Here is a 25259-nt window from a genome sequence, read left to right as displayed (position 1 = left end):
CTGGGAGGGAGCACATGAACGGTCTCGACTGGACCGTGCTCATCGCGTACTTCGGTGTGATGGTCGCCATCGGTGTCTGGTCCCACAAACGGGTCGACAATGTCAGCGACTTCTTCACCGCGGGCGGGAAGATGCCCTGGTGGCTGTCCGGCATCTCCCATCACATGTCCGGATACAGCGCGGTGATGTTCACGGGTTACGCCGGTATCGCGTACACGTACGGCGTCACGTCCTTCGTCACCTGGTCCTTTCCCATCGCCCTCGGCATCGCCATCGGCTCCAAGCTGTTCGCGCCCCGCATCAACAGGTTGCGGTCCCGGCTCCATGTGGCGTCCCCGCTGGAGTACCTGAAGAACCGGTACGACCTGAAGACACAGCAGGCCCTGGCCTGGTCCGGGATGCTGCTGAAGATCGTGGACGTGGGCGCCAAGTGGGCCGCCATCGCGACCCTGTTGTCCGTCTTCACCGGCATGTCCCTCAACCAGGGCATCCTCATCACCGGCGCGATCACCGCCGTCTACTGCACGATCGGCGGGCTCTGGGCCGACGCACTCACGGAGTTGGGACAGTTCGTCATCCAACTCCTCGCCGGTATCGCCATGTTCGTGGCCGTCGTCGGCAAACTCGACGACCACGGAGGGTTCTTCGGGGTCTGGGACGAGCCCGCGCTGCAGGGTCACGGCAAGCCCCTGGTGGGTCCGTACGGCACCGTCTTCCTGCTCGCGTTCCTCTTCATCAAGCTGTTCGAGTACAACGGCGGCATGCTCAACCAGGCCCAGCGGTACATGGCCACGGCCAGCCCCCGGGAGGCCGAGCGCTCCGCGCGGCTGTCGGCGGTCCTGTGGCTGGTCTGGCCGTTGGTGCTGTTCTTCCCGATGTGGATGTCCCCGCTGCTGGTCCAGTCGCAGAAGCCGGACGGTTCCGACTCCTACGCCCTGATGACCGAACAGCTGCTGCCGCACGGCCTGTTGGGGCTCGTCATCGTCGGCTTCTTCTCCCACACGATGGCCATGTGCTCGTCCGACGCGAACGCCATCGCCGCCGTCTTCACCCGGGACGTCGCTCCGGTGGTCTGGAAGCGGGCGCGGACGTGGACGGACTCGTCGGGGCTGGTCGCGGCGCGCGTGACGACGGTTGTCTTCCTCGGGCTGTCGATGGCCGCGGCGACGCAGGTCAACTCCCCCGCGTTCAAGGACATCATCACCGTCGTCATCAAGTGGGTGGCCGGTCTGATGGGTCCGATGGCGATTCCGATGATGCTGGGTCTGCTGCGGCCGTTCCGGCGGTCGGGGCCGACGGCGGCGCTGGGCAGCTGGTCGATGGGGCTGCTCGCGTTCTGGCTGGTGAACTACCCGATCAACTGGAGCGTGGACGGCGGGGTGCCGCTCCAGTACCAGGTGTCGATCCCGCTGGCCGTGTCGCTGGTGCTGTACATCCTGATCGGTTTCCTGCGGCCCGAGGACACGCCGGAGCGGTTGGCGATCATCGAGACGGTGAACACGGACGGGGACGACGGCGGGAGTGCGTCGGTGCGGGTGGCTGTGCCGGAGCCTGCGGAGGCGGCGCCCGGCAAGGAGTGAGTGTGCGGGTGGGTGGGGGTGGCCGTGGGAGAAGGTCGCCCCCGCCGCCCCTACCCGTCCCATCCCGTTCCTGGGGGCTGCGCCCCCAGACCCCCCTGTCGGCCCTGAAGGGGCCTCGTCCTCAAACGCCGGACGGGCTGAGATACCTGGGCCTGGGCTGGATACATGCGGTGAACGGGCGGGTGGGCGGGAAAGAAGGTCGGGCTGGACGGGCCTCCTCAGGCCCTTGGGTACCGTGCCAGCCAGCCCGGTGAGGAGCCCGCTGGGCCGTGCAGGGCCGGGCCCTGGGTCATTTCCATGGCGAAGTCGTCGGCGATGACCAGCATCGTCGGTCGGCCCTCCAGCTCCGCGAGCCAGGCGGGTGGGAGGGCCGTCTCGCCGTGCAGGGCGCCCAGCAGGCCGCCGGTCAGGGCGCCCGTCGCGGCCGAGGAGCCGCCGTGGTTGACCGCCAGGGACAGGCCGTGGCGAACGTCCTCGCCGACCAGCGCGCAGTACACCGCCACCGCCAGGAGTCCCTCCGCCGTGCCGGCGCCGGCCAGGTCCGTGACCCGCGCGGGGGACGGGATGCCCTGGCGTACGGCGCCCAGGGCCCGCTGGAGGGCCTCCGCCACCTGCTGGTGGCCGGGTCTCGCCGCCAGCAGGGCCAGCGCCCGCTGGACCGCCGCGTCGAGGCTCTCGCCGCGCGCCAGGCCGTGCACGATCACGGCGTACGCGCCCGCCGCGAGGTAGCCCGTCGGGTGGCCGTGGGTCTGCGCGGCGCACTCCACCGCCAGCTGCATCACGAGCTGCGGCTCCCAGCCGACCAGGAGCCCGAACGGGCCCGAGCGGGCCGCCGCCTCCACGCCCCCCTCACCGGGGTTCTTGGGCGCGTCCAGGGTGCCCATCGTCTCGTCGCCGAGGCCGAGCAGACAGGCGAGGGCGGGGTCGCGGCGGGCGTACAGCCACTCCTCGCGGGCCAGCCAGCCGTCCTCCTTGCGCCGCTCGTCGGGCCCCCAGTCGCTCTGGGTGGCCGCCCAGCGGCGGTAGGCGCGGTGCAGGTCGGTCGGCGGATGCCAGGCGCCGGTGTCGCGGCGCACCTGGGCGCGGATCAGGCCGTCCAGGGTGAAGAGGGTGAGCTGGGTGATGTCGGTGATCGCACCGCGTCTGCCGTACGCGAACGCCAGATCGGTGAGGCCCTCCGCGCCGTACGCCTCGTGGATGGAGTCGAGGGTGAGTCCTTCGAGCGGGGCGCCCAGTGCGTCGCCGAGAGCCGCGCCGAGCAGGGTGCCGCGGACCCGGCTGCGGAAGTCCTGCTGTTCGGAGCGGCCCCAGATCGCGCCGGACGCGGCACCGGTCACTCCACCGGATGTCATCACGCCCACCTCGGACCTCCCTCACAGCAGCGTTCGTACGATTGACAGCTCAGCACTGTAATCGACCGGGAACGGTCTGCTCAGGGCCCGGATTGGTATGCGGAATCTGGCCCGACTGGGCATGAGTGGTCCCAGCTGGTCACCAATCGGGGGCCTTACGCCCTCCCCCACACCCCCTTCACACGCCTCGCACGTCTCCCGGCTGGGTCAGGGCGCGTACCGTCCGCAGATCGCGTCCCGCGCCTCCCGCACCCGCGCCAGCCGTACGGCGAGCCGCTCCGCCTCCTCCGGCGTACCGCCCGGTGCCCGCGCCAGCTCGCCCAGCAGGTCGGCCAGCCACGCCACGTCCACCCACTCCCGCACTCCCGTGAGCAGGCCGGCGAGATGCTCGTCCAGGTCCGCCCAGTCGCCGAGACCCGCCGCGATCACCGCGTGCAGGAAGTCGGAGGCGCCCTCGGTCAGCTCCCAGCCGGAGGCCAGCCGGTCCGCCTCGCGCCAGACCGGGCGGGCGGCGTCCTGGCCGCGCTCCCCGGCGATCGCGAGGGCGAGGCAGAAGACGCCGCCGGCCTCGTGCAGGGCGCGCATCCGGTCCGCCGTCTCCCGGGCGGCCCGCCACTCCCCCGCCCTGCGCTGGGTGCGGGTCAGCTCCTCCAGGCCGGCCGGCTCCACGAGCCCGAGCCGCGCGGCCTCCGCGAGCGCCGCCGCCGCGTCCTGGTGGCGCCCGTCCAGGAGGTGGAGCTGCGCGAGGGTGTGGTGCGCCCAGGCCAGGTCGTCGCCGATCACGAGATAGCGGTGGAGGTCGGTACGGGCGTCCTCGGGGCGGCCCACCGCCAGCAGGGTCATGATCCGGCGCATCAGCTGCCAGGCCCCGTCGGGGTCGAGTGCAACCGCTCGGTCCAGATCCGCCAACGCCTCGCCGTACAGCCGTAGTTCGTGGAGTACGGCGCCACGGCAGCCGACCGCCCACACACTGTCCGGGGACAGTGCGAGCGCCCGGTCCAGGTCGGCGCGTGCCTCCTCGAACCGGCCCAGACAGCGCAGCGCCTCGCCCCGGTTCCACAGGGCCCACGCGCTCTCCGGCTCCAACTCCACGGCCCTGTCGGCGTCTTCGTACGACGCCGCGTATCCGTCGGTTCTCCGGTGCACCACCGAGCGCTGCACCAGCGCCCAGGGATACGCCGGATGCAGCGCCAACGCCCGGTCGAGGTCGGCCAACCCCCCTTCGTGGCGGCCGAGTCGGCTGTGGGAGACGCCCCGGCTGGCGTACGCCGAGGCGTAGGCCGGGTCGAGTTCGAGGGCCCGGTCGTAGTCGGCGAGTGCCTCGGTGTCGCGGCCGGCGACCCGGAGCGCGTCGCCGCGCTGGCACCAGACCCAGGCCAGCTCGGGGCCGAGGGCCACCGCCCGGTCCAGGTCGGCGAACTGCCGGTCCCGCTCCTCGCGCGAGCGGTGCACCCTGGCCCGCCGGACCAGCGCCCACACGTGCTCGGGGTCCAGTTCGAGGGCCCGGTCGAGGTCGGCGAGGGCCTGTTCGATGTCGCCGGTGCCGTGCCTGGTGACGCCTCGGGACGCCCAGGCGCCGGCCAGGTCGGGGCCGAGGGCGACGGCCCGGTCCAGGTCACGGACCGCTTCCTCGTGGTGGCCGAGGATGCGGTGGTAGTCGCCGCGTACGAAGAGGACGCGGGCCGTGTCGGGGGCGAGCCGGTCGGCGTGGTCGAGGTCGGCGATGGCGGCGGCGTAGTCGCGCTGTTCGGCGCGGGTGACGCCCCGGCCGTAGTAGGCGCGCTCCAGCTCGGGATCGAGGGCGAGGGCCTGTTCGTACTCGCCGAGGGCCCTCTCGTAGGCCCCGCTCAGCCGCAGTTCGCGCCCGCGCAGCATGCGTGCGACGGCCTGCCCGCGCGCGTCGAGCCCGGCCCTGCCCAGGAGCAGCGCGAGCGCGCGCAGCACTCCGCCGGTCTCGCTCTCCTCTCCGCCGCCCTCCCCGCCACGGGGGTCGCTGTCGCCGCCCGCTGCGTCGTCCGCGAGCGCTTCGAGGAGGTCGTGGCCCCAACTTCGTACCGCTGAAGCCTCGTTGTCGTCTCCGGCCTCCACCAGCACCCGGGCCAGGCGCCGGGCGACCACCTCCCCGTGGTCGCAGGCGTCGACGACGTCCCGCAGGACGAGGGGCAGCGCGGTACGGGGGGACGCGCACAGCAGGTGGTACGACTCCGCGAACCGCAGCTCCCGCCACTCCTCCGTCGCCCACAACTCGACGGCGGGGAGCGGCACTTCGGCCTCGGCGCGCCAGCCGGCGAAGGTGTCCGCCAGCCGGCTGTGCTGCTCTGCCCAGCGGCGCGGGGAGCGGCGGCGCTGGAGACGGAGCATGGGGGCTCGTACGACGTCGTGGTACTGGACCCGGTCGCCCCGGTCGCTCACGAAGGGCAACTCCCTCAACCACGTGAACAGCAGGTCGAGTTCGGCCTCGTTCCGCGCCTGCGCCGGGGCGGGGAGAGCGGCCCGGAAGATGTCCGCGTCCAGGCGCCGGGGCAGCGCGCAGGCGAGAGCGGCGGCCCGGCGCAGGGGGTCGGACTCCCACTTCAGGAAGCGTTCGACGGCGGTCGCGCTCGGGTCGCCGATGTCGTCCGGGTCGGCGGGGCGGGCCGCGGCGAGGGTCGACACCAGCACCGGCAGCCCGCCGGTGAGCCGCAGTACCTCCTCGACGACCGGCTCGTCCGTCACGCCCCTGTCGGCGAGCAGTCCGCGTGCCTCGGCCTCCGTGAACGGCCCGAGGGGCACCTCGGTGACGAAGTCGGCGAAGCCTCCCCAGCGTCCCGTGTCGAAGGGCCGCTGACCTGCGGTGACGAGGACGAGGTTGGCGGGGAAGGAGAGGTCGCCGTAGCGGTCGGTGGTCATGATGTCGTGCAGCCAGCCGTCGAGGAACGGGCCGGTGCGCTCGTACGTGTCGAGGAACAGGACGATCCAGGGCACGGCCGCGCAGAGGTCGTCCAGCTCGGCGAGCAGCACCGGGGTGAGGACCCGCTCGGGCGCGAGGACGAGCTGTACGTCGTCCTGGTTGCGCAGCCGGGCGGCGATCCCGGCCCGTACCCGGTCGGCGCCCTGGGCGATCCGATCGGCGTCGAGTGCGCCGGCGAACGGTCCGACGACAGGGATGAGTCCGGCGCCGACCAGCCCGATCCGGGCGGCCGCCAGACTGCCGGCCGAGGGACCTGCGGCCGAGGCGCTCTCGGGCTGCGGTTCGAGGCTCGCGACGGCGGACTCGGCCTCGTGCCGCCGCTCACGATGGGCCGCGAGGAGCCGTTCCAGCTCCTTGAACCGCCTTCCCTGTGCGGCGAACTGACGGCACATCACCGCCAGCGCCTCCGGCACACCGCCGGCGCCCTCGTCGACGTAGACGGTGAGCGCACCGCGTTCCTTCGCCTGCTGCTCCAACTCCCTTACGAGGAACGTCTTTCCGACGCCGGCGTTGCCGTGCACATGAAAGCGGAAGTGGTGGCGTTCGTCGTCCGGCGGCAGGTCGAAGTTGGCCCGGAAGGCAGCCCGTTCGGCACTGCGGCCGACGAAGCCGGCGCGTCTGCGCTGCTGGATCAGCTGCCGCATCGACGGCCGCGGGGCCTGAGCCATCCGTACGTCTCCCTGTGTCATGCGCTGCGTCGTGGCGAACCTTCTGCCTCGTCCATCAGTCTGACCCAACTCCCCTACGGTGAACGGGAGGTCAATGGGACAGGGGACGTGGAGACGGTGCCCGAGCCGATCCATAGAGTTGCCTCATGACCACAACAGGTACCCCCCACTCCACGCGTACCACTCCCCCCACTCATACCGCCCTCACCCTCGCCGCGACCGTGTTGACGGCGACCGTCGCGCTCTACATCGCCCTCGTGGCGCTCGGCAACATCACCGACTTCGATTCGAACCAGCAGTTCGTGCGCCATGTCCTCGCGATGGACACCACGTTCAAGGACGACGACCTGATGTGGCGCGCCATCACGTCGAAGGGCCTGGCGGACGCGGCGTACGTGGCGATCATCGCGTGGGAGACGCTCGCCGCGTTCGTCCTCGTCGCCGGTACCTGGCTGTGGGTCCGGCGCGACGTCGAGCGGGCGCGGAGCGTCTCGACGTACGGCCTGCTGATGCTGATGCTGCTGTTCGGCGCCGGTTTCATCGCGATCGGCGGCGAGTGGTTCGCCATGTGGCAGTCGGACGACTGGAACGGCCTGGACGCGGCGACGCGGGTGTTCCTGCTGAGCGGGGTGGTGCTGCTGGTGCTGCACCTGCCGGCGGGGACGCCCCGAGCGGCGGCCGAGGAGTCGTAGGGAGCGGCGCCGGCTACTTGACGACCGTCACCTCGGTCCCCGTGTCCCCGAAGGCCCACAGGGCGGTGCCGTCCGCCTTGGACATGCGGATACCGCCCGTCTGGACGCCGGACACGGGCCGAGGTGAGGCGCCGTCGACGGCGTTGGAGAAGGCGGAACCGGCGGCGAAGAACATGACGTGCTCGATCGCGACGCCGTCGGAGCCGGTTCGGGCCTCGTCCCGCTGCCCCACCGTGTACTTCCCCGGGGCGGGGCTCACCGAGCCCGGCCACACCACGAACGTACGGCGCGTCTGCTCGCTCGCGTCGACCAGCCAGACCCGCTTCTGGCCGAGCGAGTAGACGACCCGCCGCCCGGTCCCCGACCCATCAGGCACGGCCACGTCGACAGGCTTACTGGGCTTGGCGGAGGGCTTCGCCGACGCGGAGGCGTTGGGCCTGGCGGCGGCGGTGGCATGGGGCTGCGGACCTTGCTCGGCCTTCACCGCCAGCACACCTACGGCGGCGACCGCGCCCAAGGTCAGACCGGTGACCCAGACCGATGAGGGAAGCCGTCGGGCAGCCACGGTCACGCATCTCCTCAGCTACGGAACCCGCCGCCGGGTACTCCGCCGGGGGTCGGATCATCGTACTCCGACGCCGATGCCCTCCCCGGACGGTCGAGGACCGGGGAGGGCATCGGGTGGGTGGGGTTCCGGTGTCAGTTCTGGCGGACGACGTTGCGGCCGGGGCCGCCGCTGAGGACGTCCTTGCCGGGACCGCCGTACAGCTTGTCGTTGCCGCTGTTGCCCTGGATCGTGTCGTTGCCGCTGTTGCCGTAGAGGACGTCGTTGCCGGGGCTGCCGTAGATCAGGTCGTTGCCGGTGCCACCGCGGACCGTGTCGTTGCCGGTGCCGCCGGTCAGGGTCTGCCGGCCCGCGCCGCCGGAAATGAGGTCGTTGCCCGCGCCCCCGTCCACTCGGCTCCCCTCGCCGTCGGCAGAGATCGTGTCGTTGCCGTCCTGGCCCCAGACGCGCCCCTTGCCGTGCACGGCGATGTTGTCGTCGCCGGGTCCGCCGTAGACCAGGTTGTAGTCGAGGCCGCCGGTGTGGGTCGACGTGTCCTTTCCGGCGCCCAGGTCGATCACCGTCGGGTCTCTGTACAAACCGGTTTGGTCGTCGTAGGCGACGGCGTCGTTGCCGTCGCCGAGTTTCATGTTCAGTGCCACGTGCTCCTGGATGTCATCCCCCAGGTACAGCTCGCAGGAGATTTGGGTGCGGTCCGTGGGGTCGAGGTGGCGGCAGAAGTCCCCCGGGCTCTCGATCGGGACCACGTCGTCGATGTAGTAGAAGAAGACGACCGACATACCGCCGTCGTTCGACGCGGTGACTTTCACGTTGTTGGTCTGGCCCGGCGCCGCCGTGTAGATCAAGGACCGGCCGTCAGGAGCTTTCGTCACGGTGGCCACAGATTCCGCGGCGCCGGCGGTGGCGGGCAGGGCGACCAGGGCGGTCAGTGCGGTGGTGGCCGCCAGGGTCAGGGCCGAGGCCGTGCGGAGTGCCTTTCGGCCGACGCGGCGGCCTGCGGGGCGAGAGGACATGGCACAACCTCCATGCGGAGCGGGCGTTTTCAACACCCCCAGGTGACTCACAGGGCGCACGAAGGGTTGTGCGCAAAGAATCCCCACAGCGTCGTCAGAGTGATTGACGAGCAGGGTGGGGCGATCTACCTTCTGATCGACTTTCCGAACCGAGTTCGAAATCTCGACCAATTCGCTTGCCTGGCTGCGCCTTTCACGTCCCCCATCCCCACGGATCGCGCAGCCGCTCACTCCCCTCCTGGACCCGCATCCACCCCCGCTTGGAGACAAAGATGAGCGCACGCCCCCAGCCGTCCCGCCGTCTCTTCCTCGGCATGGCCGCCACCGCCCCGCTCGCCGCGTCCGGCGTCCTGACCCTCGGCGCCGGCACCGCCCACGCGGCCGACTCCGCGTACGTGATGTGCTACTTCACCGAGTCGACGAGCCTCGGCGCGGGCACGGACTACGGCCTTCACCTGGCCGTCAGCACCGACTCGCTCAACTGGACGCCGCTGAACCAGAACAACCCCGTGGTCACCCCGACCGCCGGCGCCCTCGGGCTGCGCGACCCGTTCCTCATGCGCAAGCAGGACGGCACGTTCGTCGCCATCGCCACCGACCTCAAGGGCACGGACTGGTCGTACAACAGCCAGTACATCCACGTCTGGGACTCCGCCGACCTGCGCACCTTCACCGGCTACCGGCGCCTGAAACTCCACGACATGACCACGCACAGCTGGGCCCCCGAGGCGTTCTGGGACGCGGGCCGGGGCCAGTACGCGGTGATCTACTCGGCGGTCAACTCCAGCGGCCACAACGTGATCATGGTCAACTACACCAGCGACTTCGTCACGGCGTCGGCTCCGCAGGTCTTCTTCGACCCGGGCTACGACGTGATCGACGGTGACATGGCGGTCGGGGTGGGCGGCTACAACTACCTGTTCTTCAAGAAGAACCAGACGCTCGTCTCCGCCCGCTCCACCTCCCTCAACCCGGGCAGCTTCACCGAGTACAGCGCGGGCGTGGCCCACGGCGGCACGGAAGCCCCGACGGTCTACAAGTCGCTGACGTCGAACAACTGGTACCTCTGGGGCGACACCTACACCCCCAACGGCGTCTTCTACGCCTGGCAGACCTCCGACCTGGCCTCCGGCACCTGGACCGCGCTCGACCAGAAGACCTACACGCAGCCGGTCAACTCCAAGCACTGCGGCATCACGACGATCACGACGACCGAGTACAACAACCTGCTCACCAAGTGGGGCGCCCCGGCCTGGAACCGCCTCAAGTCGTACAACTTCCCGGCCCGTTACGTCCGTCACGCCAACTACGTGGGCCGCATCGACGAGTACCCCTTCGACCTGTACACCGACTCGGAGTGGAAGCTCGTCCCCGGCCTGGCGGACAGCACCGGCATCTCGTTCCAGTCGGTCAACTACCCCACGCGCTACCTCCGGCACTACAACTACGCCCTCCAACTCGACGTGAACGACGGCACGTCGACCTTCGCCGGCGACGCGACCTTCTACCGCACGGCGGGCCTGGCGGACAGCTCCTGGGCATCCTTCCAGTCGTACAACAACCCGACGCGGTACATACGCCACTCGAACTACGTCCTGCGCATCGACCCGATCTCGACAACCACGGAGAAGCAGGACGCCACGTTCCGCGTGGGGTACTGAGCCCGGAGGACCGGCCGAGGATGTAGCCGGCCGGGCGGGGTGGGCGGGAAACCCCGCCCCACCCCCGCCTCGGCGATTGAGAGGGCTGAGGCGGCCCACAGCGGGTAGCAGAAGGGGAGACGCTCGCCGGTATCCGGGGGCCGGTATCGAGGGGTGGAGTCGCATGCCAAGCATGATCGAACGGATCAAGCAGTTCGCAAAGAGCCCTCAGGGGCGTCGTGCGATCGAGCAGGCGCGGCGGGCCGCGGCCGACCCGCGTCGACAAAGCCAGGCCAAGCGCCTGCTGAGCAAACTCCGCGGCCGTCGCTGACTACCCAACCCATCGTGGTCTGCCGCCAGTGTCCCGCCTCATCCCGCCTCCGGGTCGGTCAGCCCGTCACGAACGTCGTCACGCTGCGACCGGGCAGCGTGGCCGTGAAGGAGCCGTTCGACGCCCCGGACGCGCCCTGGGGCGCGACGTTCCTGCTCCCGTCGGTCAGCCAGGACGAGACGCCGGCCAGCGTGCCGCTCGCCAGCGTGAACTGCTGACTCACCGCGGCGGCCCCCTTGTTGACGGCGACGACCACGACCGCGGAGCCACTGCTCCGGTACGCCGAGACAAAGACGTCCGACGCCGGTTTCGCCGTCGCCTCGATCCGCACGTATCCGGGACGGACGAACCTGGCGAACTGGGCCATGCAGGCGCCGCGTTTGCTGATCCCGCCGTCCTCGCGCATGGGACCGTAGCCGCGCCGGATGTACCACCAGATGTACGCCTGGAACTCGGCGTCCACCATCGCGTGATGGATGTGCTCCCCCACGTCGAGCGCCTGGGGCCAGAGGTCCGCCGAGTCGCTGCTGTTCGGATAGTAGACCTCGGTCATCCAGAGCTCTTTGCCCGCACCCTTCTGCTTGAACAGGGGGTAGGGGAAGTTCGCGTACGGCGTGCCGTAGAGGTGGGCCCCGATCACGTCCACGTTCGCGAGTGCCGCCGGGTCGTTGAGGATCGGGTCCGACATGTTCTTCAGGTACTGGAACGACTCCGGCGCGATGACCCTGGTGCCGATCGAGCCGGCGTTCTCCCGCAGGAAACGGGCCATTTCCGCAGGCGTCCACCACGTCCAGTCCTGCGCGTAGTCGGGCTCGTTCTGCACCGAAATGCCGTACAGATTCACGCCGTTGTTCCGCAGGTAGGTCGTGAAGTCGTTGAGATGCTGGGCGTAGGCGCCGTACATGTCGTACCTGAGGCGTCGGGCGTTGGTCTGGCTGCCGTGGACGAAGGTCTCGACCATGGAGGCGGGAGGATTCCACGGCGACGCGATGACGGCCGCCCCGAGTTCGGCCGCGCGTTTCGCCGTCGCCAGGTCACGGTTCCAGGCCGCCCGGTCCTCGGGGACCGGGATCCGCAGCAGCGACAGTCCGAGCCGTCCCTCTCCCGTGCCGAACGCCGTGTCCCGCTGGGCAGTTGTGAGGTCGCCGATCCACGCCGTGTGGTTCATGCCGCCGAAGCCCCGGATCGTCTGGCGGCGCGCCGACGGGTCGATGACCACCGTGGCGGCGACTGTCGCCGCGGCGACTCTCGAAGCACCGGCGACCGACGCCCCGGAGGTGAGGACCGGCAGGGCCCCCATCGTCGCCAGGACGGTCCTACGGCTCGGTGCTCCCTGGCGCCCGTTCACGGGCCCGCTCTGACTGCGCGTCATGTCTCCTCCTGGCTGCCTACTCCGATCCGGACTGCCTCGATCCCAATGGGAGCGCTCCCAAAGGTAAAAAGCGATTCCACAACGCGCCATTCTCAACGCATGGGTCCGGGGCTGCGTGGACCACACCCGGCGGTACGGCGGGGAGACGGCCACCCGCCCTTCGGGCACGTCCAGCGGGCCGCTAGATTCCGGTGGGCTACCAACCAGGAGGGGCAGTCGACCGTGATGCTCAAGGTGCGAGGTGTCGTACTGCCCGAGCGGGAGCAGCGGACCTTCTGGATCGACCAGGGCCGGTTGTGGACCGAGCCGGTTCCGGGGACGGGTTCGGATGCCGAACTCGTCGTGGACGGCGGCTGGTTGCTGCCCGGGCTCGTCGACGCCCACACCCACCCTGGTGCGGAGGGCGTCAAGGACCCGTTCAGCGACGAGACGCTACGCCGGCACCTCACCGATCACCGGGACGCCGGCGTGCTGCTCGTGCGTACGCCGGGATCCGCCGCCCGTATCCCGGCCTGGGTGGACGAGGATCCGGAGTTGCCGCGCGTTCGCTCGGCCGGGCGTTGGCTGGCCACGCCCGGCCGGTTCTTCCCCGGGTTCGGGCGGGACGTGAGCGAGGCCGGCCTGGTGGACGCCGCCGTCGAGGAGGTCAAGGCTTCCTCGGGGTGGTGCAAGGTCATCGCCGACTGGAAGTACGACGCGCCTGCGCTGCCCCTGGAGATTCTCACCTCTCTCGTGGAGGCGGTGCACGCCGTCGGCGGCCGGGTCGCCGCGCACTGCCAGACCGCCGACGGCTGCCGCAACGCCGTACTGGCCGGGGTCGACAGCCTGGAGCACGGAATGCATCTGGACCCCGGCCTGATCGACCGGATGGCGGCCCAAGGGACCGCGTACGTCCCGACGTTGAGCGTTTTCGGCGCCGGTGCCGAGCGGCGGCGGGCCGCCGAGCCGAGCGCCGCCCGGGACTGGTGGCTGGCCGGATGGGAGGGCATGCTGCCCAGCGTCCGGGCGGCGTACGAAGCCGGTGTCACCGTCCTGGCCGGCACGGACAGCTTCCCGTGCGGCACCGTCGCCTCCGAGGTCGAGTGGCTCGTGCGGGCAGGGCTGCCGGCCGAAGAGGCGCTGGGCGCGGCCTCGTGGTCGGCGCGCTCCTGGCTCGGCCTGCCCGGTCTGGCGGACGGAGCCCCCGCCGACCTCGTCGCCTACGACACCGATCCGACACGAGACACATCCGCGCTCGTCCGCCCGAGCCGGATCATCCTGCGGGGCCGGGTCGTCGTCTGACGGACAGACGGACAGACTGGTGTGAGCGCCGTCACAGGGACGGGAAGTGTCGGGCGGACAGGGCTGGTTGTGGAACTTTCCCTGCGTGACCGGATACGGGCCGGTGACCCCGAGGCCTTCGCCGAACTGTTCGGGGCGCATGCCAGGGCCGTGTACGGCCATGCCGCCCGGCTGACCGGGGACCGGGGGCTCGCGGAGGACGTGGTGTCCCTGACCTTTCTTGAGGCGTGGCGGCTGCGGGAGAAGCTGAGACCCGGGGACACCGCCCTCGACGTCGTGGATGTCCCAGGTGGGGGCGCAGAAAACAACGGAGACGACGGGGACGGAGGTGCCCTCGGCGACGGTGGGCTGCGGCCCTGGCTCTTCGGCATCAGTACCAACGTGCTGCGCAACACCCGCCGGGCCGCCCGTCGGCACAGCGCCGCGCTTGCCCGGCTGCCGGAACGCCCGGCGGACCTCGGCACCGTGCCCGACTTCGCAGACGGTGTCGTCGGGCGTTTGGATGACGCCGAGCGGCTCGCCGCCGCTCGTACCGCGCTCGGCCGCCTCCGTAGACCTGAGCGTGAGGTGTTCGCGCTGTGCGTCTGGTCGGGGCTGAGCTACGCGGCGGCGGGCGAGGCCCTCGGCGTACCGGCGAGCACCGTACGATCGCGGCTCGCCCGGGCCCGGGGACGGCTTCGGCGCCTGGCGGAGGCGGAGTTGGCGAGGCGAGCGTCCGGCTCCTTCGACGAAAAACCGAGACTCACCCCTCGTACCGGACAGGTACTGGGTGGCCGCACCGAAGCGGCCCGGTCGACACAGGAGAACCCCCGGTGAACCCCATGAAGCGTGAGCAGCACGTGGAGCGCGTAGAGGGCCTGGAGCGCGAGGCACTGGCCGAGTTGCTGCCGAGCCCGGGGGAACCGGTCCTGTCGAGCGACCGCCATGACCTGCTGAGGGACCATTTGATGCGAGAGTTCACCCAGGAAATCCAGGAGTCGCGAGAGACGCGGGAGACGGGGCACGCCCAGGCGACTGCCCCCGGCGCGCATGAGCCCACTCGCCGCCCCCGGCCCCGTCGCCGGTTCGCCATGATCGCCGTACCGCTGGCCACGGCCGTCGTGGTCGCCGGTGCTGTCATCGTCGGGACCGTCGTGTCCTCGTCCCCCGAGCCCGATCGGCGGGCCGTCGACCTCCTGAACCGCATCGCCACGGTGGCCGCCGCGAAGACGCCGGTGAGCGTACGTGACGACCAGTACGTCTACGTCAACTTCCAGGGCTCGCTGGAGATCACCGACGTGCCGGACAGCGGCGTCCAGGTCTTCCGCCGCGCGGACTGGATCGCCGTCGACGGCAAGCGCGTCGGACTGGCCCGCATTACGGTGCTGTCGGGCCCGAACCTCCCAGGGGACCGCGCCCCTAAGGGTGTCCCGGAGGACATGACGCTGAGCGCCGACCCGAACGTGACCACGTACCGCGAGTTGGAGGCACTGCCCACCGACCCCGACGCGCTCCTCAAGAAGATCTACGCCGATACCGGGAACGGCGACTCGGCCGATCGGGGCCAGGCCCTGGAGCGGATCGGCGACATGCTCGACACCGCGACGCTACTGCCCGAGGTGAACGCCGCGCTCTATCGCGCCGCGGCGAAGATCCCGGGCGTCTCGGTGGTCGACAACGCCAAGGACCTGTCCGGCCGGCCGGGTATCGGCCTGCGCTTCGAGGACCGTGACGACCACGACACCTGGGTCTTCGACAAGAAGTCCCTGGCCTACCTGGGCTCGGACGAGAGTGCCTTGCTCGGCACCGGCATCGTCGACAAGGTCGGCGAGACACCGGCAAGTTGAGGCCTGGCCGAACGGGACAGCTGCCGACACCGCCGGTGCTGGAGGGCGACTCCAGCACCGGCCGTGTGGCGGGCCCAGGCGGTAGCGCGTCCTCCTGCTCGCCGCCGTCGTCGGCGGCACGGCGGCCGTCGTCGGCGGCACGGCGGCCGTCGTCGGCGGCACGGCGGCCGTCGTCGGCGGCACGGCGGCCGTCGTCGGCGGCACGGCGGCCGTCGTCGGCGGCACGGCGACTTCATGGCGTTCATGACGTCGGCGACGGTGAGACTACTCGCCGGGCCGACCTGGCTGCGCTCGAACACCAGCCGTCGACGATCGGGGCGTAAACGGTAGTCCGGCAACCCCGGCGCCAACCAAGCGGGCTGCAACGGTAGTTCGTAGGGTGGCCTGCTGCGCGGCGGGCGGTGCCCGTCAGCGGGACGGCGCGCGATGCCGACAACCAAGGGCGGCCCATGACCTGCCCTCCGGCAGTCCCCTCGTGCTCAATTATTCAACAAAGTGTCTCCGCGGCCGGCAAAGGGATCTACCCGCATAGATGATCCCGGTGCTGTCATGTTCGCGACCGCCCGGAATTCCTGCCGGGCACCGCTCCGGGAGATCCTCCATGCCCCGAATATCCCGCTCGCGCTCGCTGGTCACCGCCCTCTCCTCGCTCGCCCTCGCGGCCGCCGGCCTCACCGTCGCAGCCGGCACCGCCCACGCGCAGAGCTGCAGCCAGGACTACCTTCCCCTCCCCGACCCCAGCTGCCAGCCCGGTGACTTCAACCCGGACGTCACCCAGTCCACCATCGGCTCCACCATCTGCGTCTCCGGATGGACCGCGACCGTCCGGCCGTCCAGCTCCTACACCACCGCGCTGAAGAAGACGCAGATCGTCGAGTACGGCTTCACGGACACCAGCACCTCGGACTACGAGGAGGACCACTTCGTCCCCCTCGAACTCGGCGGCTCCCCCAAGAGCGCGCTCAACCTCTGGCCCGAGCCGCAGTACGGCACCAAGACCGCCGCCAACAAGGACACTGTCGAGAACAAGCTCAAGAAAGCCGTCTGCGCCGGCACCGTCACCCTCGCAGACGCCCAGGACGCGATCGTCACGGACTGGACGACCGCGCTGTCGGACCTCGGCCTGAGCTGATCCCTGATCCCTGATCCCTGATCCTTGATCCCGTCCGCTCCGCGTAGGGGCCGGTCTTCTCCTCCGGGAGAAGACCGGCCCCTCACTCGTCGACGCCGAACCCAAAACGGAGCCAGTCAGTAGTCAGTCCAGCACCGGCAACAACTCCGGCAGATGCCCGTCCGACAAGGCCGCCGCCTGCTGCCGTTCCTCCGCGACCTCCCCGTAGAGGGTGGTCCGGGGCTTGGCCGGGCGCCCCGCCGCCTCCGCGACCGCGATCAGGTCCTTCACCGACTTGTACGAGCCGTACGACGACCCCGCCATCCGCGAGATCGTCTCCTCCATCAGCGTGCCGCCCAGGTCGTTCGCGCCCGAGCGGAGCATCTCCGCCGCGCCCTCCGTGCCCAGCTTCACCCAGCTGGTCTGGATGTTGGGGATGTGGGTGTGGAGGAGGAGGCGAGCCATGGCGATGACCGCCCGGTTGTCGCGCATCGTCGGGCCGGGGCGGGCGATGCCGGCGAGGTAGACCGGGGCGTTGGTGTGGATGAAGGGAAGGGTGACGAACTCCGTGAAGCCGCCCGTCTGTTGCTGGATGCGGGCCAGGGTGCGGAAGTGGCCGAGCCAGTGGCGGGGCTGGTCGACATGGCCGTACATCATCGTGGACGAGGAGCGGATGCCCAGCTCGTGGGCGGTCGTCACGACCTCGATCCAGGTGGCCGTGGGCAGCTTGCCCTTGGTGAGGACCCAGCGGACCTCGTCGTCGAGGATCTCCGCCGCCGTGCCGGGGATCGTGTCGAGACCGGCTTCCTTCGCGGCCGTCAGCCACTCGCGGATCGACATCCCGGTGCGGGTCGCGCCGTTCACCACCTCCATCGGCGAGAAGGCGTGGACGTGCATGCCGGGTACCCGTTCCTTCACCGCCTTCGCGATGTCGAAGTACGCCGTCCCCGGCAGGTCGGGGTGGATACCGCCCTGCATGCAGACCTCGACTGCCCCGAGATCCCAGGCCTGTTGGGCGCGGTCCGCCACCTGGTCCAGGGAGAGTGTGTACGCGTCGGCGTCCGTACGGCGCTGCGCGAAGGCGCAGAAACGGCAGCCGGTGTAGCAGACGTTGGTGAAGTTGATGTTCCGGGTGACGATGTAGGTGACGTCGTCCCCGACCGCCGACTTCCGTACGTCGTCGGCGACTTGGCAGAGGGCGTCCAGGGCGGGACCGTCCGCGTGGAACAGCGCCAGCGCCTCGTCGTCGGTGAGCTTCGTCGGGTCGTCGGCCGCCGTGCGCAGCGCCTGCCGTACGTCCGTGTCGATGCGCTCGGGCACCATCCCGGGCGCCGCCGCCTCGCGAAGGGCGCCCCAGTCGCCGTACACCTCGTCGAAGTCCTCGCGCCGGTCCGACGTACGGCCGTCGGTGTCGATGGACGCGTGCAGATCCGTACGGCCGCTCGCGACGAACACCTCCTCCGGCTCCTGCCACGGGTGACCCTCGACGACCGCGTCCTCGCGGGCGAGGCCCGTCTCCGGGTCCGCGAGTGCTCGTACGTGCGGGAGCAGACGCGGGTCGAGCCAGGGTTCGCCGCGCTGGACGAACTCCGGGTAGACACAGAGGCGTTCGCGCATCGCGAAGCCGGCGGACGCCGATTTCGCGGCCAGCTCCTCGATCTGGGGCCAGGGGCGTTCCGGATTGACGTGGTCGATGGTGAGCGGGGAGACACCGCCCCAGTCGTCGATGCCGGCGCCGATCAGCCGCTCGTACTCGGAGTCGACGAGGTTGGGCGGGGCCTGGAGGCAGGCCGCCGGGCCCATGATGTGGCGGGCCACCGCCACCGTCGCGACGAGCTCGTCCAGTTCCGCGTCCGGCATGCCGCGCATCGCGGTGTCCGGCTTCGCGCGGAAGTTCTGGATGATCAGCTCCTGGATGGAGTGATAGGCGCGGGAGATCTTGCGGAGGGCGAAGAGGGACTCCGCGCGCTCCTCGTACGTCTCGCCGATGCCGATCAGGAGGCCCGAGGTGAAGGGGACGGACGACCGGCCCGCGTCCTCCAACACCCGCAGCCGTACGGCGGGTTCCTTGTCCGGGGAGCCGTAGTGCGGGCCGCCCGGCTCGGACCAGAGGCGGGTGGCCGTCGTCTCCAGCATCATGCCCATGGAGGGGGCGACGGGCTTCAGGCGCTGGAAGTCCGTCCAGGACATCACGCCCGGGTTGAGGTGGGGCAGCAGGCCCGTCTCCTCCAGGATGCGGATCGAGATGGCGCGGACGTACGCGATCGTGTCGTCGTAGCCGTGCGCGTCGAGCCACTCGCGCGCCTCGGGCCAGCGGTCCTCGGGCTTGTCGCCGAGGGTGATCAGCGCTTCCTTGCAGCCGAGGGCGGCGCCCTTGCGCGCGATGTCGAGAACCTCGTCCGGGGACATGAACATGCCGTGTCCGGCCCGGCGGAGCTTGCCGGGGACGGTCACGAAGGTGCAGTAGTGGCACTTGTCCCGACAGAGCCGGGTCAGGGGGATGAAAACGCTCTTCGAGTACGTGACGACGCCGGGGCGGCCCGCGGCCTCCAGGCCGGCGTCCCGGACGCGGGCCGCGGACGCGGTGAGGTCGTCGAGGGCCTCGCCACGGGCCTGGAGCAGCACCGCCGCCTCACCGACGTCGAGGGCGACGCCGTCCCGGGCGCGTTTGAGGGCGCGACGCATGGAGTTCTCGGTCGGGCCGGTGGCGCCGCCGGGGCGCTCGGTGGGGCCGGTTCCGGAAATCTCGGGAGTCGTCATCCTTCGAGCATACGATCGGTTTGATCAGGTCCTATAGGACCGCCCTGTCCGTTCTGGGTGCCGAACGTCACAGGGCGGTACTGGCGGCCGCCAACAGTGGAACCGGTGAAGCTGGTGGAACTGGTGGAGCCGATGAAGCTGGTGGAACCTGCCGGGCTACAGATACTCCGCGTACCCGTCCAGCAGGCCCAGCACCTCGGCCTCCCCCGCCGGCGGCAGCTGCACCACACACTCCTCGATGCCCAGCTCCGCGTAGTGGGCGAGCTTCCCCGGAGTGGGCTGAACGGCGTACGGGACGACCTGGAGCGCGGCCGGGTCGCGGCCCGCGTCCGCCCACACCGACCGCAGCACGGGCAGTGACTCGGACAGACCGCGCCCGCCGATCGGCAGCCAGCCGTCGGCGTACTCGCTGATGTGGGCGAACAGTTTCGGCCCGGCCGCGCCACCGATGAGGGTGCGGGGCCCGACGACCGGCCCGCGCGCCTTCTGCACCGGCTTGGGATACGCGCTGCTGGCCCGCACACTCCCGAACTCGCCCTCGTACGCGGTCGGTTCGTCCGCCCACAGGGCGCGCATCAGCGCCATCCGGTCCCGGGTCAGCTCGCGCCGCGTACGCCATTCCACCCCGTGGTCGGCGGCCTCCTCGACGTTCCAGCCGTAGCCGAGACCGAGGGTGAAGCGTCCGCCGGAGAGGTGGTCCAGGGTCGCGATCTGCTTGGCGAGGTCGATCGGGTCGTGCTGGGCGACGAGCGTGATGCCCGTGCCGAGGGCGAGCCGTTCGGTGACGGCGGCGGCCTGGCCGAGCGCGACGAAGGGGTCGAGCGTACGGCCGTACTCGGGCGGCAGGTCGCCGCCCGCCGGGTACGGGCTGGTCCGCTCGACCGGGATGTGCGTGTGCTCGGGCAGATACAGCCCGGCGAACCCGCGCTGTTCCAGCTCACGGGCGAGTCGGGTCGGCGTGATCGTCTCGTCGGTGAGGAAGATCGTGACGGCTAGGCGCATGGACATATCTGTACCGGGCGGTGCCTTGTCTGTCCATACCGACCGGTCGGCACTGCCGTGCGGCCGGTACGCGCCGCGCGCTCGAAAGATGGCGATTCCCTTGTCTTGTACGCGAGTTCACCGACGGGTACGAGAGTGAACGGAGCACCACTGCGTCACCCACGTCACACTCCGACACCCTGGGAGCAGCGGCATGTGCGAAGACGACCACGATCACGGTGTCCAGGCCGGTTCCGGCACGGGCCTCGGCAGACGCGCCCTCTTCGTGACGGGAGCCGCCGCCGCGCTTACCTTGGGAAGCGTGACCTTCTCCGACGGCACCCAGGCCGAGGCGGCCCCCGGCACGGAGACCAGGACGGTACGGGGAACGCTGCCCACCGGCTCCCCCGACTTCGTCTACCTCCCTGTCGAAATCCCGTCCGGCGTACGGGAGTTGAAGGTCGCGTACAGCTACGAACGCCCGCCCGTCCCGGCCGGCACCGCGGGCAACGCGCTCGACATCGGCGTCTTCGACCAGCGCGGCACCGAACTGGGCGGCAAGGGCTTCCGGGGCTGGTCGGGCGGGGCACGCACCGAGTTCTTCGTCCGCGCGGACGACGCCACGCCCGGCTACATCCCCGGCCCGGTGAAGGCGGGCACCTGGCACATCGCACTGGGCCCCTACACGGTCTCCCCGCAGGGCCTCGCGTACGAGATCACCATCACGCTGACCTACGGCGAGCCCGGCGAGGTCGTCGACCCGGTCTACCCGCCGGAGCGGGCGAAGGGGCGGGGCCGGGCCTGGTACCGGGGCGACTGCCACCTGCACACCTGGTACTCGGACGGCCGCCGCACCCCGGCCGAGATCGCGGCTCTCGCGCGGGCGGCGGGCCTGGACTTCATCAACTCCTCCGACCACAACACCCAGTCCTCGCACGCCCATTGGGCCGACCAGGCGGGCGACGACCTCCTGATCATGGTGGGCGAGGAGGTGACGACCCGCAACGGTCACGTGGTCGCGCTCGGCACCGACCCGGGCACGTTCGTCGACTGGCGCTACCGCGCCCGTGACAACCGCTTCGGCAAGTACGCCCGCCAGATCCGCCGCGCCGGCGGCCTGGTCGTCCCGGCCCACCCGCACGCCACCTGCGTCGGCTGCAACTGGAAGTTCGGCTTCGCGGACGCCGACGCGGTGGAGGTGTGGAACGGCACCTACTCGCCCGAGGACGAGGTGGCCCTCGCGGACTGGGACGGCATGCTGGTGGCGTCGGTGCGAGAGGGCCACTCGGGCTCCCGTGACTGGATTCCGGCCATGGGCAACAGCGACGCCCACCGCGACCCCGACCCGGTGGGCGTCCCGCAGACGGTGGTCCTGGCCGAGGACCTGACCCGGGAGGCGATCCAGGACGGGTTGCGGGCAGGCCGCTCGTACGTCGCCGAGTCCAAGTCTGTCGCCCTCGCCTTCACGGCGTCCGGCCCGAAGGGCGAACACGCCGACATCGGGGGCCGGTTGAAGGTCGCGAAGGACGCCCCGGTGACGGTCCGCCTGGAGATCTCCGGCGCCCCGCGCTGCACGGTCCGCTTCGTCACCGACCAGGGCGTGCTGTTCACCAGCGCGGTGCTGCCGGTGGAGGGCGCGGGGGTCGTGGAGTGGCGTACGACGGCCCAGTACGCGGCGTACGTCCGGGCGGAGGTGCGGCACGAGGCCGTAATGGCGCCGCTGCCGGGGGCGTTGGCGGCGTTCACGAACCCTATTTTCCTGGGCCGGTAGGCGGGTCGGGGAGCCCGCTCTTCCTGGTCGGCCGCGCCAGGAGTGGGCTCCCTTCTCAGGCGCCGGCGCCGCCGTCGACCGGGAGGATCGCGCCGGTCACGTACGAGGCCCGGTCGCTGAGCAGCCACGCCGCTGCCTCGGCGATCTGCCGGGGCTCGGCCATCCGGCCGAGCGGGATCGTCGCGGTCATCTGCTTGACGATGCCGGGAGTCGCCGCTTCCCAGGCTTCGATCATCTCCGTGTCGGTGCCGCCGGGGGTGATGCCGTTCACCCGGATTCCATCGCGGGCCCAGTTCACCGCAGCGGTCTCGGTGATGCTGTTGAGGGCGCGCTTCATGGCGCCGTACGCAGGCAGGGCGGGGTTCGCGCGGCGGCTGCCGATGCTCGAGGTGTTGACGATCGCCCCGCCGCCGCCCCGCCGCATGAGCGCCGCCTCGGCGGTCATGGCGGTCCAGTGCGAGCGGAAGTTCACGGCGAACTGCTCGTCGATGTCCTCGTCGCTGGTCGTATCGAGCGGGCCGACCGTCTGCTGAATCGCCGCACCGTTGTTGAACGCGCCGTCGAGCCGTCCGTGCAGCTCTTCGACGCGGTCGACCGCAGCGCGGATGCCGGCGCGGTCGGCGAGGTCCAGGGTGACGGCGTCGGCAACGCCTCCGCCGGCGCGGATCTCGGCGACGATGCGGTCGAGGGCGTCCGTACCGCGGGCCGCGAGCACGACGGCGGCGCCCTCGGCGGCGAAGAGCCGGGCCGCGGCCGCCCCGATGCCGCGGCTGGCGCCGGTGATGAACACGACCTTGCCGGCGAGCAGGCCAATGGGGGCGCTGGGTGCGATGGGTGCGATGGGTGCGCTGTCAGTGTTGTTGTTCGTCATGCCGGACAGTGTCGGACCGGTCTCCGGACCGGATACAGGCACAGGCGGTACCAGGATCCGCCGCCGGGCGGCGTGCAGACTTGGGGTATGGACAAGCAGGAGCTCGGGGCGTTTCTCCGTAGCCGTCGCGAGCGGCTCCGGCCGGAGGACGTCGGCCTCCCCTCCGGACCGCGACGCCGGACACCAGGTCTTCGCCGCGAGGAGGCAGCGGTCCTCGCGCACATCTCCACGGAGTACTACGTCCGGCTCGAACAGGGCAGGGCGCCACGGCCGTCGGGCGAGGTCCTCGCCGGGATCGCGGGCGCGCTGCGGCTCACCGACCCCGAGTCCGACCACCTCCACGTCCTCGCGGGTACCGCGCCGACCCGCACCCGGACGCACCGGCGCGACGTCCGCCCGAGCATCCTCGCGCTTCTCGAACGGCTGCCGCAGACGGCCGCGTTCGTGACGTCCGCCGCGTTCGAGGTACTCGCGTGGAACGATCTCGCGGCCGCGCTCATGGAGGACTTCGCCGAACTCGCCGAGGAGGACCGCAATCTCGCCCGCCGGGCGTTCCTCGGACCGGCGCGACCCGACACGCCGCTGTACGGGATCTCCGACGCCGCCGAGTTCCGCCACCACGTCGTCATGAGCCTGCGATCCACCCTCGCCCGGTACCCGTCGGACCCTGCGGTGACCGGCCTCGTCGACGAACTCCGCGACGCCAGCGCCGAGTTCGCCCGACTCTGGGAACGGCACGACGTACAGAGCGCGCAGGTGCTCACGAAAACCTTCCGCCACCCTGTCGTCGGGGAGATCACCGTCGACTGCGACTCACTCACGCTCACGGACCGCGACCAGCACCTCGTGCTCTACAGCGCGCCGGCGGGATCCCCGGGCGCCGAGGCGCTGGCTCTGCTGAACGTACTGGGAGCCAAGGCCGGCGACTGTCCGCGCTAGCGGCGCGGCCGATGCCACGACGAACACCGTCCCCGGCCGGGAGTGACCTGCCGATTCGGTCGGCCGCGGTCGGCCGCCGTCTCCCGCGTCTCAGGCGGACGCCAGATCCGCCACCACCGCCGCGTGATCGGACGGCCAGATGCCCCCGACGGCGCCGTGCCCCGCCCGTTCGACCTTGCGTACGTGCCCGAGCCCGCCGCGCCCCGGAGGCCCGACGAAGACGTAGTCGATCCGCGCACTGGGCCCGAACCCGGCGGCGACATACGGATTGGCAGCGTCCCAGGTCGCCGAGGGCGCCGCAGGATCGGCCAACTCCCAGGCGTCCAGGAACACTTGGCCGGGGACGGCCGGGGCGGTCTTGTAACCGCCCATCAGCCGGATCTCGTCGGAGTCGGGCCAGGCGTTGAAGTCGCCGGTGATGACGGGCGGAAAGGCGGTGCCGCCACGTCGCTCCGCCACGAACTCCGCGAGGGCGGTGACCTGTTGGCGGCGGACCGCCGAGGCGTGGGGCGCGGAGGTGAGGTGGGTCGTGAAGAAGGGCACGTGGTGGCCGGGGGCGGCGAGACGCGCGTACAGCGCGAGACGTCCGTCGTCCAGCTCATCGGGCGCCGGCAGCCGCATCGCCTCGCTCTCGACGACGGGCCAGCGGCTCAGCACCGCGTTGCCCACGTCGACCTTCTCGCCCCCGATACGCCGCTGCCAGCGCTCGGGTGCCTCGGAGGGGGCCCAGGTCCAGTGCAGTCCGAGTTCGTCGGCGATCCAGGCGGCGATGTTCTCCCCGTCGCACTCCCAGACCTCCTGGAGGCCGACGACGTCCGGCCGCAGATCCCGCAGCACGGAGAGGATCGCCTTCTGCCGCGCCTCCCAGGGCCCGAACCGCCACCACAGGTTCCAGGTCACCACACGCATACCCGCCACCGCCCACCCGTCTCGCCCACCTCTTGCCCACTGGGAGACCATTCAAGAGCACACGGCGCCAGCGGCACGACGCAGGAGGCACAAGACCAACATGTCCCGCTTCACGGAGTTCAGATTCAAGGCAGCCACCGCCTTCCAGCGCCGCATCGGCAACCCGGTCACCCGCCGCCTCCCCTTCCAGACCCTCCTGGAGACCACGGGCCGCACCTCGGGCCTGCCCCGCGTCACCCCGCTCGGCGGACGCCGTATCGGTGACACGTTCTGGCTGGTCTCGGAGTTCGGCGAGAAGGCGCACTACGTACGGAACATCAAGGCCGACCCGAGGGTGCGGGTGCGGGTCGGCGGACGCTGGCACACGGGTACGGCCCACCTCCTCCCGGACGACGATCCGATCGCCCGGCTGCGGACGCTTCCGCGCGTCAACAGCACGGGCGTACGGGCGATGGGGACGAATCTGCTTACGGTGCGGGTCGACCTGAAAACCACCGGGCGACCCCAGGAGAAGTGAACGAGGATCCTCAACCTGGGCGAGCACAAGCCGAGTTGGCGGGCGGCGATGCGCGGGAAGGGGCGAGGTTCCTGGTTGGATGGGTTGACGACAAGTACTCCTTGCGCCCGGCCGGCACACCTCGACAAGG

General features: G+C 70.8%; 20 protein-coding genes. 11 read left to right on the top strand and 9 right to left on the bottom strand.

Annotated elements, in window-relative coordinates; translation table 11 throughout:
- The first annotated feature begins 14 nt into the window (after window positions 1-14).
- A complete protein-coding gene (locus tag OG241_RS32755; RefSeq protein WP_405826529.1) occupies window positions 15-1580 on the top strand; it encodes a sodium:solute symporter family protein in 1566 nt (521 codons plus the stop codon).
- A gap of 218 nt (window positions 1581-1798) precedes the next feature.
- Here OG241_RS32755 and OG241_RS32750 read toward each other — a convergent pair whose 3' ends face one another.
- Both OG241_RS32750 and OG241_RS32745 read right to left on the bottom strand, forming a co-directional pair.
- Entirely contained in the window at window positions 1799-2932 is a 1134-nt protein-coding gene (locus tag OG241_RS32750; RefSeq protein WP_405820426.1) for an ADP-ribosylglycohydrolase family protein, read from the bottom strand.
- Between the two features lie 207 nt (window positions 2933-3139).
- On the bottom strand, window positions 3140-6550 hold the full coding sequence (locus OG241_RS32745) for a tetratricopeptide repeat protein (protein WP_405820424.1): 3411 nt from the start codon (window positions 6548-6550) through the stop codon (window positions 3140-3142).
- 146 nt (window positions 6551-6696) lie between these two features.
- Between OG241_RS32745 and OG241_RS32740 the strand changes: the two genes are divergently transcribed.
- Window positions 6697-7242 carry a DUF2165 domain-containing protein gene (locus tag OG241_RS32740; RefSeq protein ID WP_405820422.1) on the top strand — a complete coding sequence of 182 codons (546 nt, stop codon included), beginning with the start codon at window positions 6697-6699 and terminating at the stop codon, window positions 7240-7242.
- Window positions 7243-7255: 13 nt separating this feature from the next.
- Here the strand turns inward: OG241_RS32740 and OG241_RS32735 are convergent, their stop codons facing one another.
- Window positions 7256-7813 (bottom strand): hypothetical protein, encoded by a 558-nt coding sequence (locus OG241_RS32735; protein ID WP_405820420.1) that lies wholly within the window; start codon window positions 7811-7813, stop codon window positions 7256-7258.
- A gap of 128 nt (window positions 7814-7941) precedes the next feature.
- Window positions 7942-8820, bottom strand: coding sequence for a calcium-binding protein (locus tag OG241_RS32730; protein WP_405820418.1), 879 nt, complete (start codon window positions 8818-8820; stop codon window positions 7942-7944).
- A gap of 272 nt (window positions 8821-9092) precedes the next feature.
- Between OG241_RS32730 and OG241_RS32725 the strand changes: the two genes are divergently transcribed.
- Together OG241_RS32725 and OG241_RS32720 are read left to right on the top strand one after the other, a co-directional pair.
- Complete coding sequence (locus OG241_RS32725) at window positions 9093-10481, top strand: glycoside hydrolase family 43 protein (protein ID WP_405820416.1); 1389 nt, start codon at window positions 9093-9095, stop codon at window positions 10479-10481.
- A gap of 172 nt (window positions 10482-10653) precedes the next feature.
- Window positions 10654-10791 (top strand): hypothetical protein, encoded by a 138-nt coding sequence (locus OG241_RS32720; RefSeq protein WP_405826927.1) that lies wholly within the window; start codon window positions 10654-10656, stop codon window positions 10789-10791.
- Between the two features lie 58 nt (window positions 10792-10849).
- Here OG241_RS32720 and OG241_RS32715 read toward each other — a convergent pair whose 3' ends face one another.
- A complete protein-coding gene (locus OG241_RS32715; protein ID WP_405820414.1) occupies window positions 10850-12163 on the bottom strand; it encodes a glycoside hydrolase family 30 beta sandwich domain-containing protein in 1314 nt (437 codons plus the stop codon).
- Window positions 12164-12388: 225 nt separating this feature from the next.
- On the opposite strand from OG241_RS32715, the gene OG241_RS32710 reads away from it, so the two are divergent.
- The 4 genes from OG241_RS32710 to OG241_RS32695 all read left to right on the top strand — a co-directional run bounded on the left by OG241_RS32710 (window position 12389) and on the right by OG241_RS32695 (window position 16402).
- Entirely contained in the window at window positions 12389-13444 is a 1056-nt protein-coding gene (locus OG241_RS32710; RefSeq protein WP_405826527.1) for an amidohydrolase family protein, read from the top strand.
- A 69-nt stretch (window positions 13445-13513) separates the two neighbouring features.
- Window positions 13514-14260, top strand: a complete 747-nt coding sequence (locus tag OG241_RS32705) for an RNA polymerase sigma factor (protein WP_405820413.1) — start codon at window positions 13514-13516, stop codon at window positions 14258-14260.
- Between the two features lie 5 nt (window positions 14261-14265).
- Window positions 14266-15270 carry a CU044_5270 family protein gene (locus OG241_RS32700; protein WP_405826525.1) on the top strand — a complete coding sequence of 335 codons (1005 nt, stop codon included), beginning with the start codon at window positions 14266-14268 and terminating at the stop codon, window positions 15268-15270.
- 601 nt (window positions 15271-15871) lie between these two features.
- Window positions 15872-16402 carry a hypothetical protein gene (locus OG241_RS32695; RefSeq protein ID WP_405820411.1) on the top strand — a complete coding sequence of 177 codons (531 nt, stop codon included), beginning with the start codon at window positions 15872-15874 and terminating at the stop codon, window positions 16400-16402.
- A gap of 123 nt (window positions 16403-16525) precedes the next feature.
- Here the strand turns inward: OG241_RS32695 and OG241_RS32690 are convergent, their stop codons facing one another.
- Together OG241_RS32690 and OG241_RS32685 are read right to left on the bottom strand one after the other, a co-directional pair.
- The gene (locus OG241_RS32690; protein WP_405820409.1) at window positions 16526-19141 is read right to left on the bottom strand and encodes a bifunctional FO biosynthesis protein CofGH; all 2616 of its coding nucleotides are present in this window, start codon (window positions 19139-19141) and stop codon (window positions 16526-16528) included.
- Window positions 19142-19297: 156 nt separating this feature from the next.
- Window positions 19298-20143, bottom strand: coding sequence for an LLM class F420-dependent oxidoreductase (locus tag OG241_RS32685; protein WP_405820407.1), 846 nt, complete (start codon window positions 20141-20143; stop codon window positions 19298-19300).
- A 193-nt stretch (window positions 20144-20336) separates the two neighbouring features.
- On the opposite strand from OG241_RS32685, the gene OG241_RS32680 reads away from it, so the two are divergent.
- Window positions 20337-21893, top strand: a complete 1557-nt coding sequence (locus OG241_RS32680; protein WP_405820405.1) for a CehA/McbA family metallohydrolase — start codon at window positions 20337-20339, stop codon at window positions 21891-21893.
- A gap of 55 nt (window positions 21894-21948) precedes the next feature.
- Here OG241_RS32680 and OG241_RS32675 read toward each other — a convergent pair whose 3' ends face one another.
- Complete coding sequence (locus tag OG241_RS32675) at window positions 21949-22764, bottom strand: SDR family NAD(P)-dependent oxidoreductase (protein WP_405820403.1); 816 nt, start codon at window positions 22762-22764, stop codon at window positions 21949-21951.
- 87 nt (window positions 22765-22851) lie between these two features.
- Here OG241_RS32675 and OG241_RS32670 point away from each other — a divergent pair, with 87 nt between their 5' ends.
- A complete protein-coding gene (locus OG241_RS32670) occupies window positions 22852-23703 on the top strand; it encodes a helix-turn-helix transcriptional regulator (protein WP_405820401.1) in 852 nt (283 codons plus the stop codon).
- 90 nt (window positions 23704-23793) lie between these two features.
- Here OG241_RS32670 and OG241_RS32665 read toward each other — a convergent pair whose 3' ends face one another.
- Window positions 23794-24612: an endonuclease/exonuclease/phosphatase family protein gene (locus OG241_RS32665; RefSeq protein ID WP_405820399.1), complete on the bottom strand. Its 819-nt coding sequence runs from the start codon at window positions 24610-24612 to the stop codon at window positions 23794-23796.
- A gap of 100 nt (window positions 24613-24712) precedes the next feature.
- Here OG241_RS32665 and OG241_RS32660 point away from each other — a divergent pair, with 100 nt between their 5' ends.
- Entirely contained in the window at window positions 24713-25129 is a 417-nt protein-coding gene (locus tag OG241_RS32660; RefSeq protein WP_405820397.1) for a nitroreductase/quinone reductase family protein, read from the top strand.
- Window positions 25130-25259 lie beyond the last annotated feature (130 nt).

It is taken from the genome of Streptomyces sp. NBC_01390 (genome assembly GCF_045040105.1).
In the GTDB taxonomy this organism is placed as follows: Bacteria; Actinomycetota; Actinomycetes; order Streptomycetales; family Streptomycetaceae; genus Streptomyces.
This window is presented reverse-complemented; position numbering and strand designations above follow the sequence as displayed.

What these genes read in the sequence shown, in the direction of transcription:
- OG241_RS32755 (WP_405826529.1), top strand. Translation starts at nt 15, where the DNA reads ATGAACGGTCTCGACTGGACCGTGCTCATCGCGTACTTCGGTGTGATG.
- OG241_RS32695 (WP_405820411.1), top strand. Translation starts at nt 15,872, where the DNA reads ATGCCCCGAATATCCCGCTCGCGCTCGCTGGTCACCGCCCTCTCCTCG.
- OG241_RS32730 (WP_405820418.1), bottom strand. Translation starts at nt 8,820, where the DNA reads ATGTCCTCTCGCCCCGCAGGCCGCCGCGTCGGCCGAAAGGCACTCCGC.
- OG241_RS32750 (WP_405820426.1), bottom strand. Translation starts at nt 2,932, where the DNA reads ATGACATCCGGTGGAGTGACCGGTGCCGCGTCCGGCGCGATCTGGGGC.
- OG241_RS32660 (WP_405820397.1), top strand. Translation starts at nt 24,713, where the DNA reads ATGTCCCGCTTCACGGAGTTCAGATTCAAGGCAGCCACCGCCTTCCAG.
- OG241_RS32700 (WP_405826525.1), top strand. Translation starts at nt 14,266, where the DNA reads ATGAAGCGTGAGCAGCACGTGGAGCGCGTAGAGGGCCTGGAGCGCGAG.
- OG241_RS32670 (WP_405820401.1), top strand. Translation starts at nt 22,852, where the DNA reads ATGGACAAGCAGGAGCTCGGGGCGTTTCTCCGTAGCCGTCGCGAGCGG.
- OG241_RS32745 (WP_405820424.1), bottom strand. Translation starts at nt 6,550, where the DNA reads ATGGCTCAGGCCCCGCGGCCGTCGATGCGGCAGCTGATCCAGCAGCGC.
- OG241_RS32680 (WP_405820405.1), top strand. Translation starts at nt 20,337, where the DNA reads ATGTGCGAAGACGACCACGATCACGGTGTCCAGGCCGGTTCCGGCACG.
- OG241_RS32715 (WP_405820414.1), bottom strand. Translation starts at nt 12,163, where the DNA reads ATGACGCGCAGTCAGAGCGGGCCCGTGAACGGGCGCCAGGGAGCACCG.
- OG241_RS32675 (WP_405820403.1), bottom strand. Translation starts at nt 22,764, where the DNA reads ATGACGAACAACAACACTGACAGCGCACCCATCGCACCCATCGCACCC.
- OG241_RS32710 (WP_405826527.1), top strand. Translation starts at nt 12,389, where the DNA reads ATGCTCAAGGTGCGAGGTGTCGTACTGCCCGAGCGGGAGCAGCGGACC.
- OG241_RS32665 (WP_405820399.1), bottom strand. Translation starts at nt 24,612, where the DNA reads ATGCGTGTGGTGACCTGGAACCTGTGGTGGCGGTTCGGGCCCTGGGAG.
- OG241_RS32720 (WP_405826927.1), top strand. Translation starts at nt 10,654, where the DNA reads ATGATCGAACGGATCAAGCAGTTCGCAAAGAGCCCTCAGGGGCGTCGT.
- OG241_RS32740 (WP_405820422.1), top strand. Translation starts at nt 6,697, where the DNA reads ATGACCACAACAGGTACCCCCCACTCCACGCGTACCACTCCCCCCACT.
- OG241_RS32725 (WP_405820416.1), top strand. Translation starts at nt 9,093, where the DNA reads ATGAGCGCACGCCCCCAGCCGTCCCGCCGTCTCTTCCTCGGCATGGCC.
- OG241_RS32690 (WP_405820409.1), bottom strand. Translation starts at nt 19,141, where the DNA reads ATGACGACTCCCGAGATTTCCGGAACCGGCCCCACCGAGCGCCCCGGC.
- OG241_RS32685 (WP_405820407.1), bottom strand. Translation starts at nt 20,143, where the DNA reads ATGCGCCTAGCCGTCACGATCTTCCTCACCGACGAGACGATCACGCCG.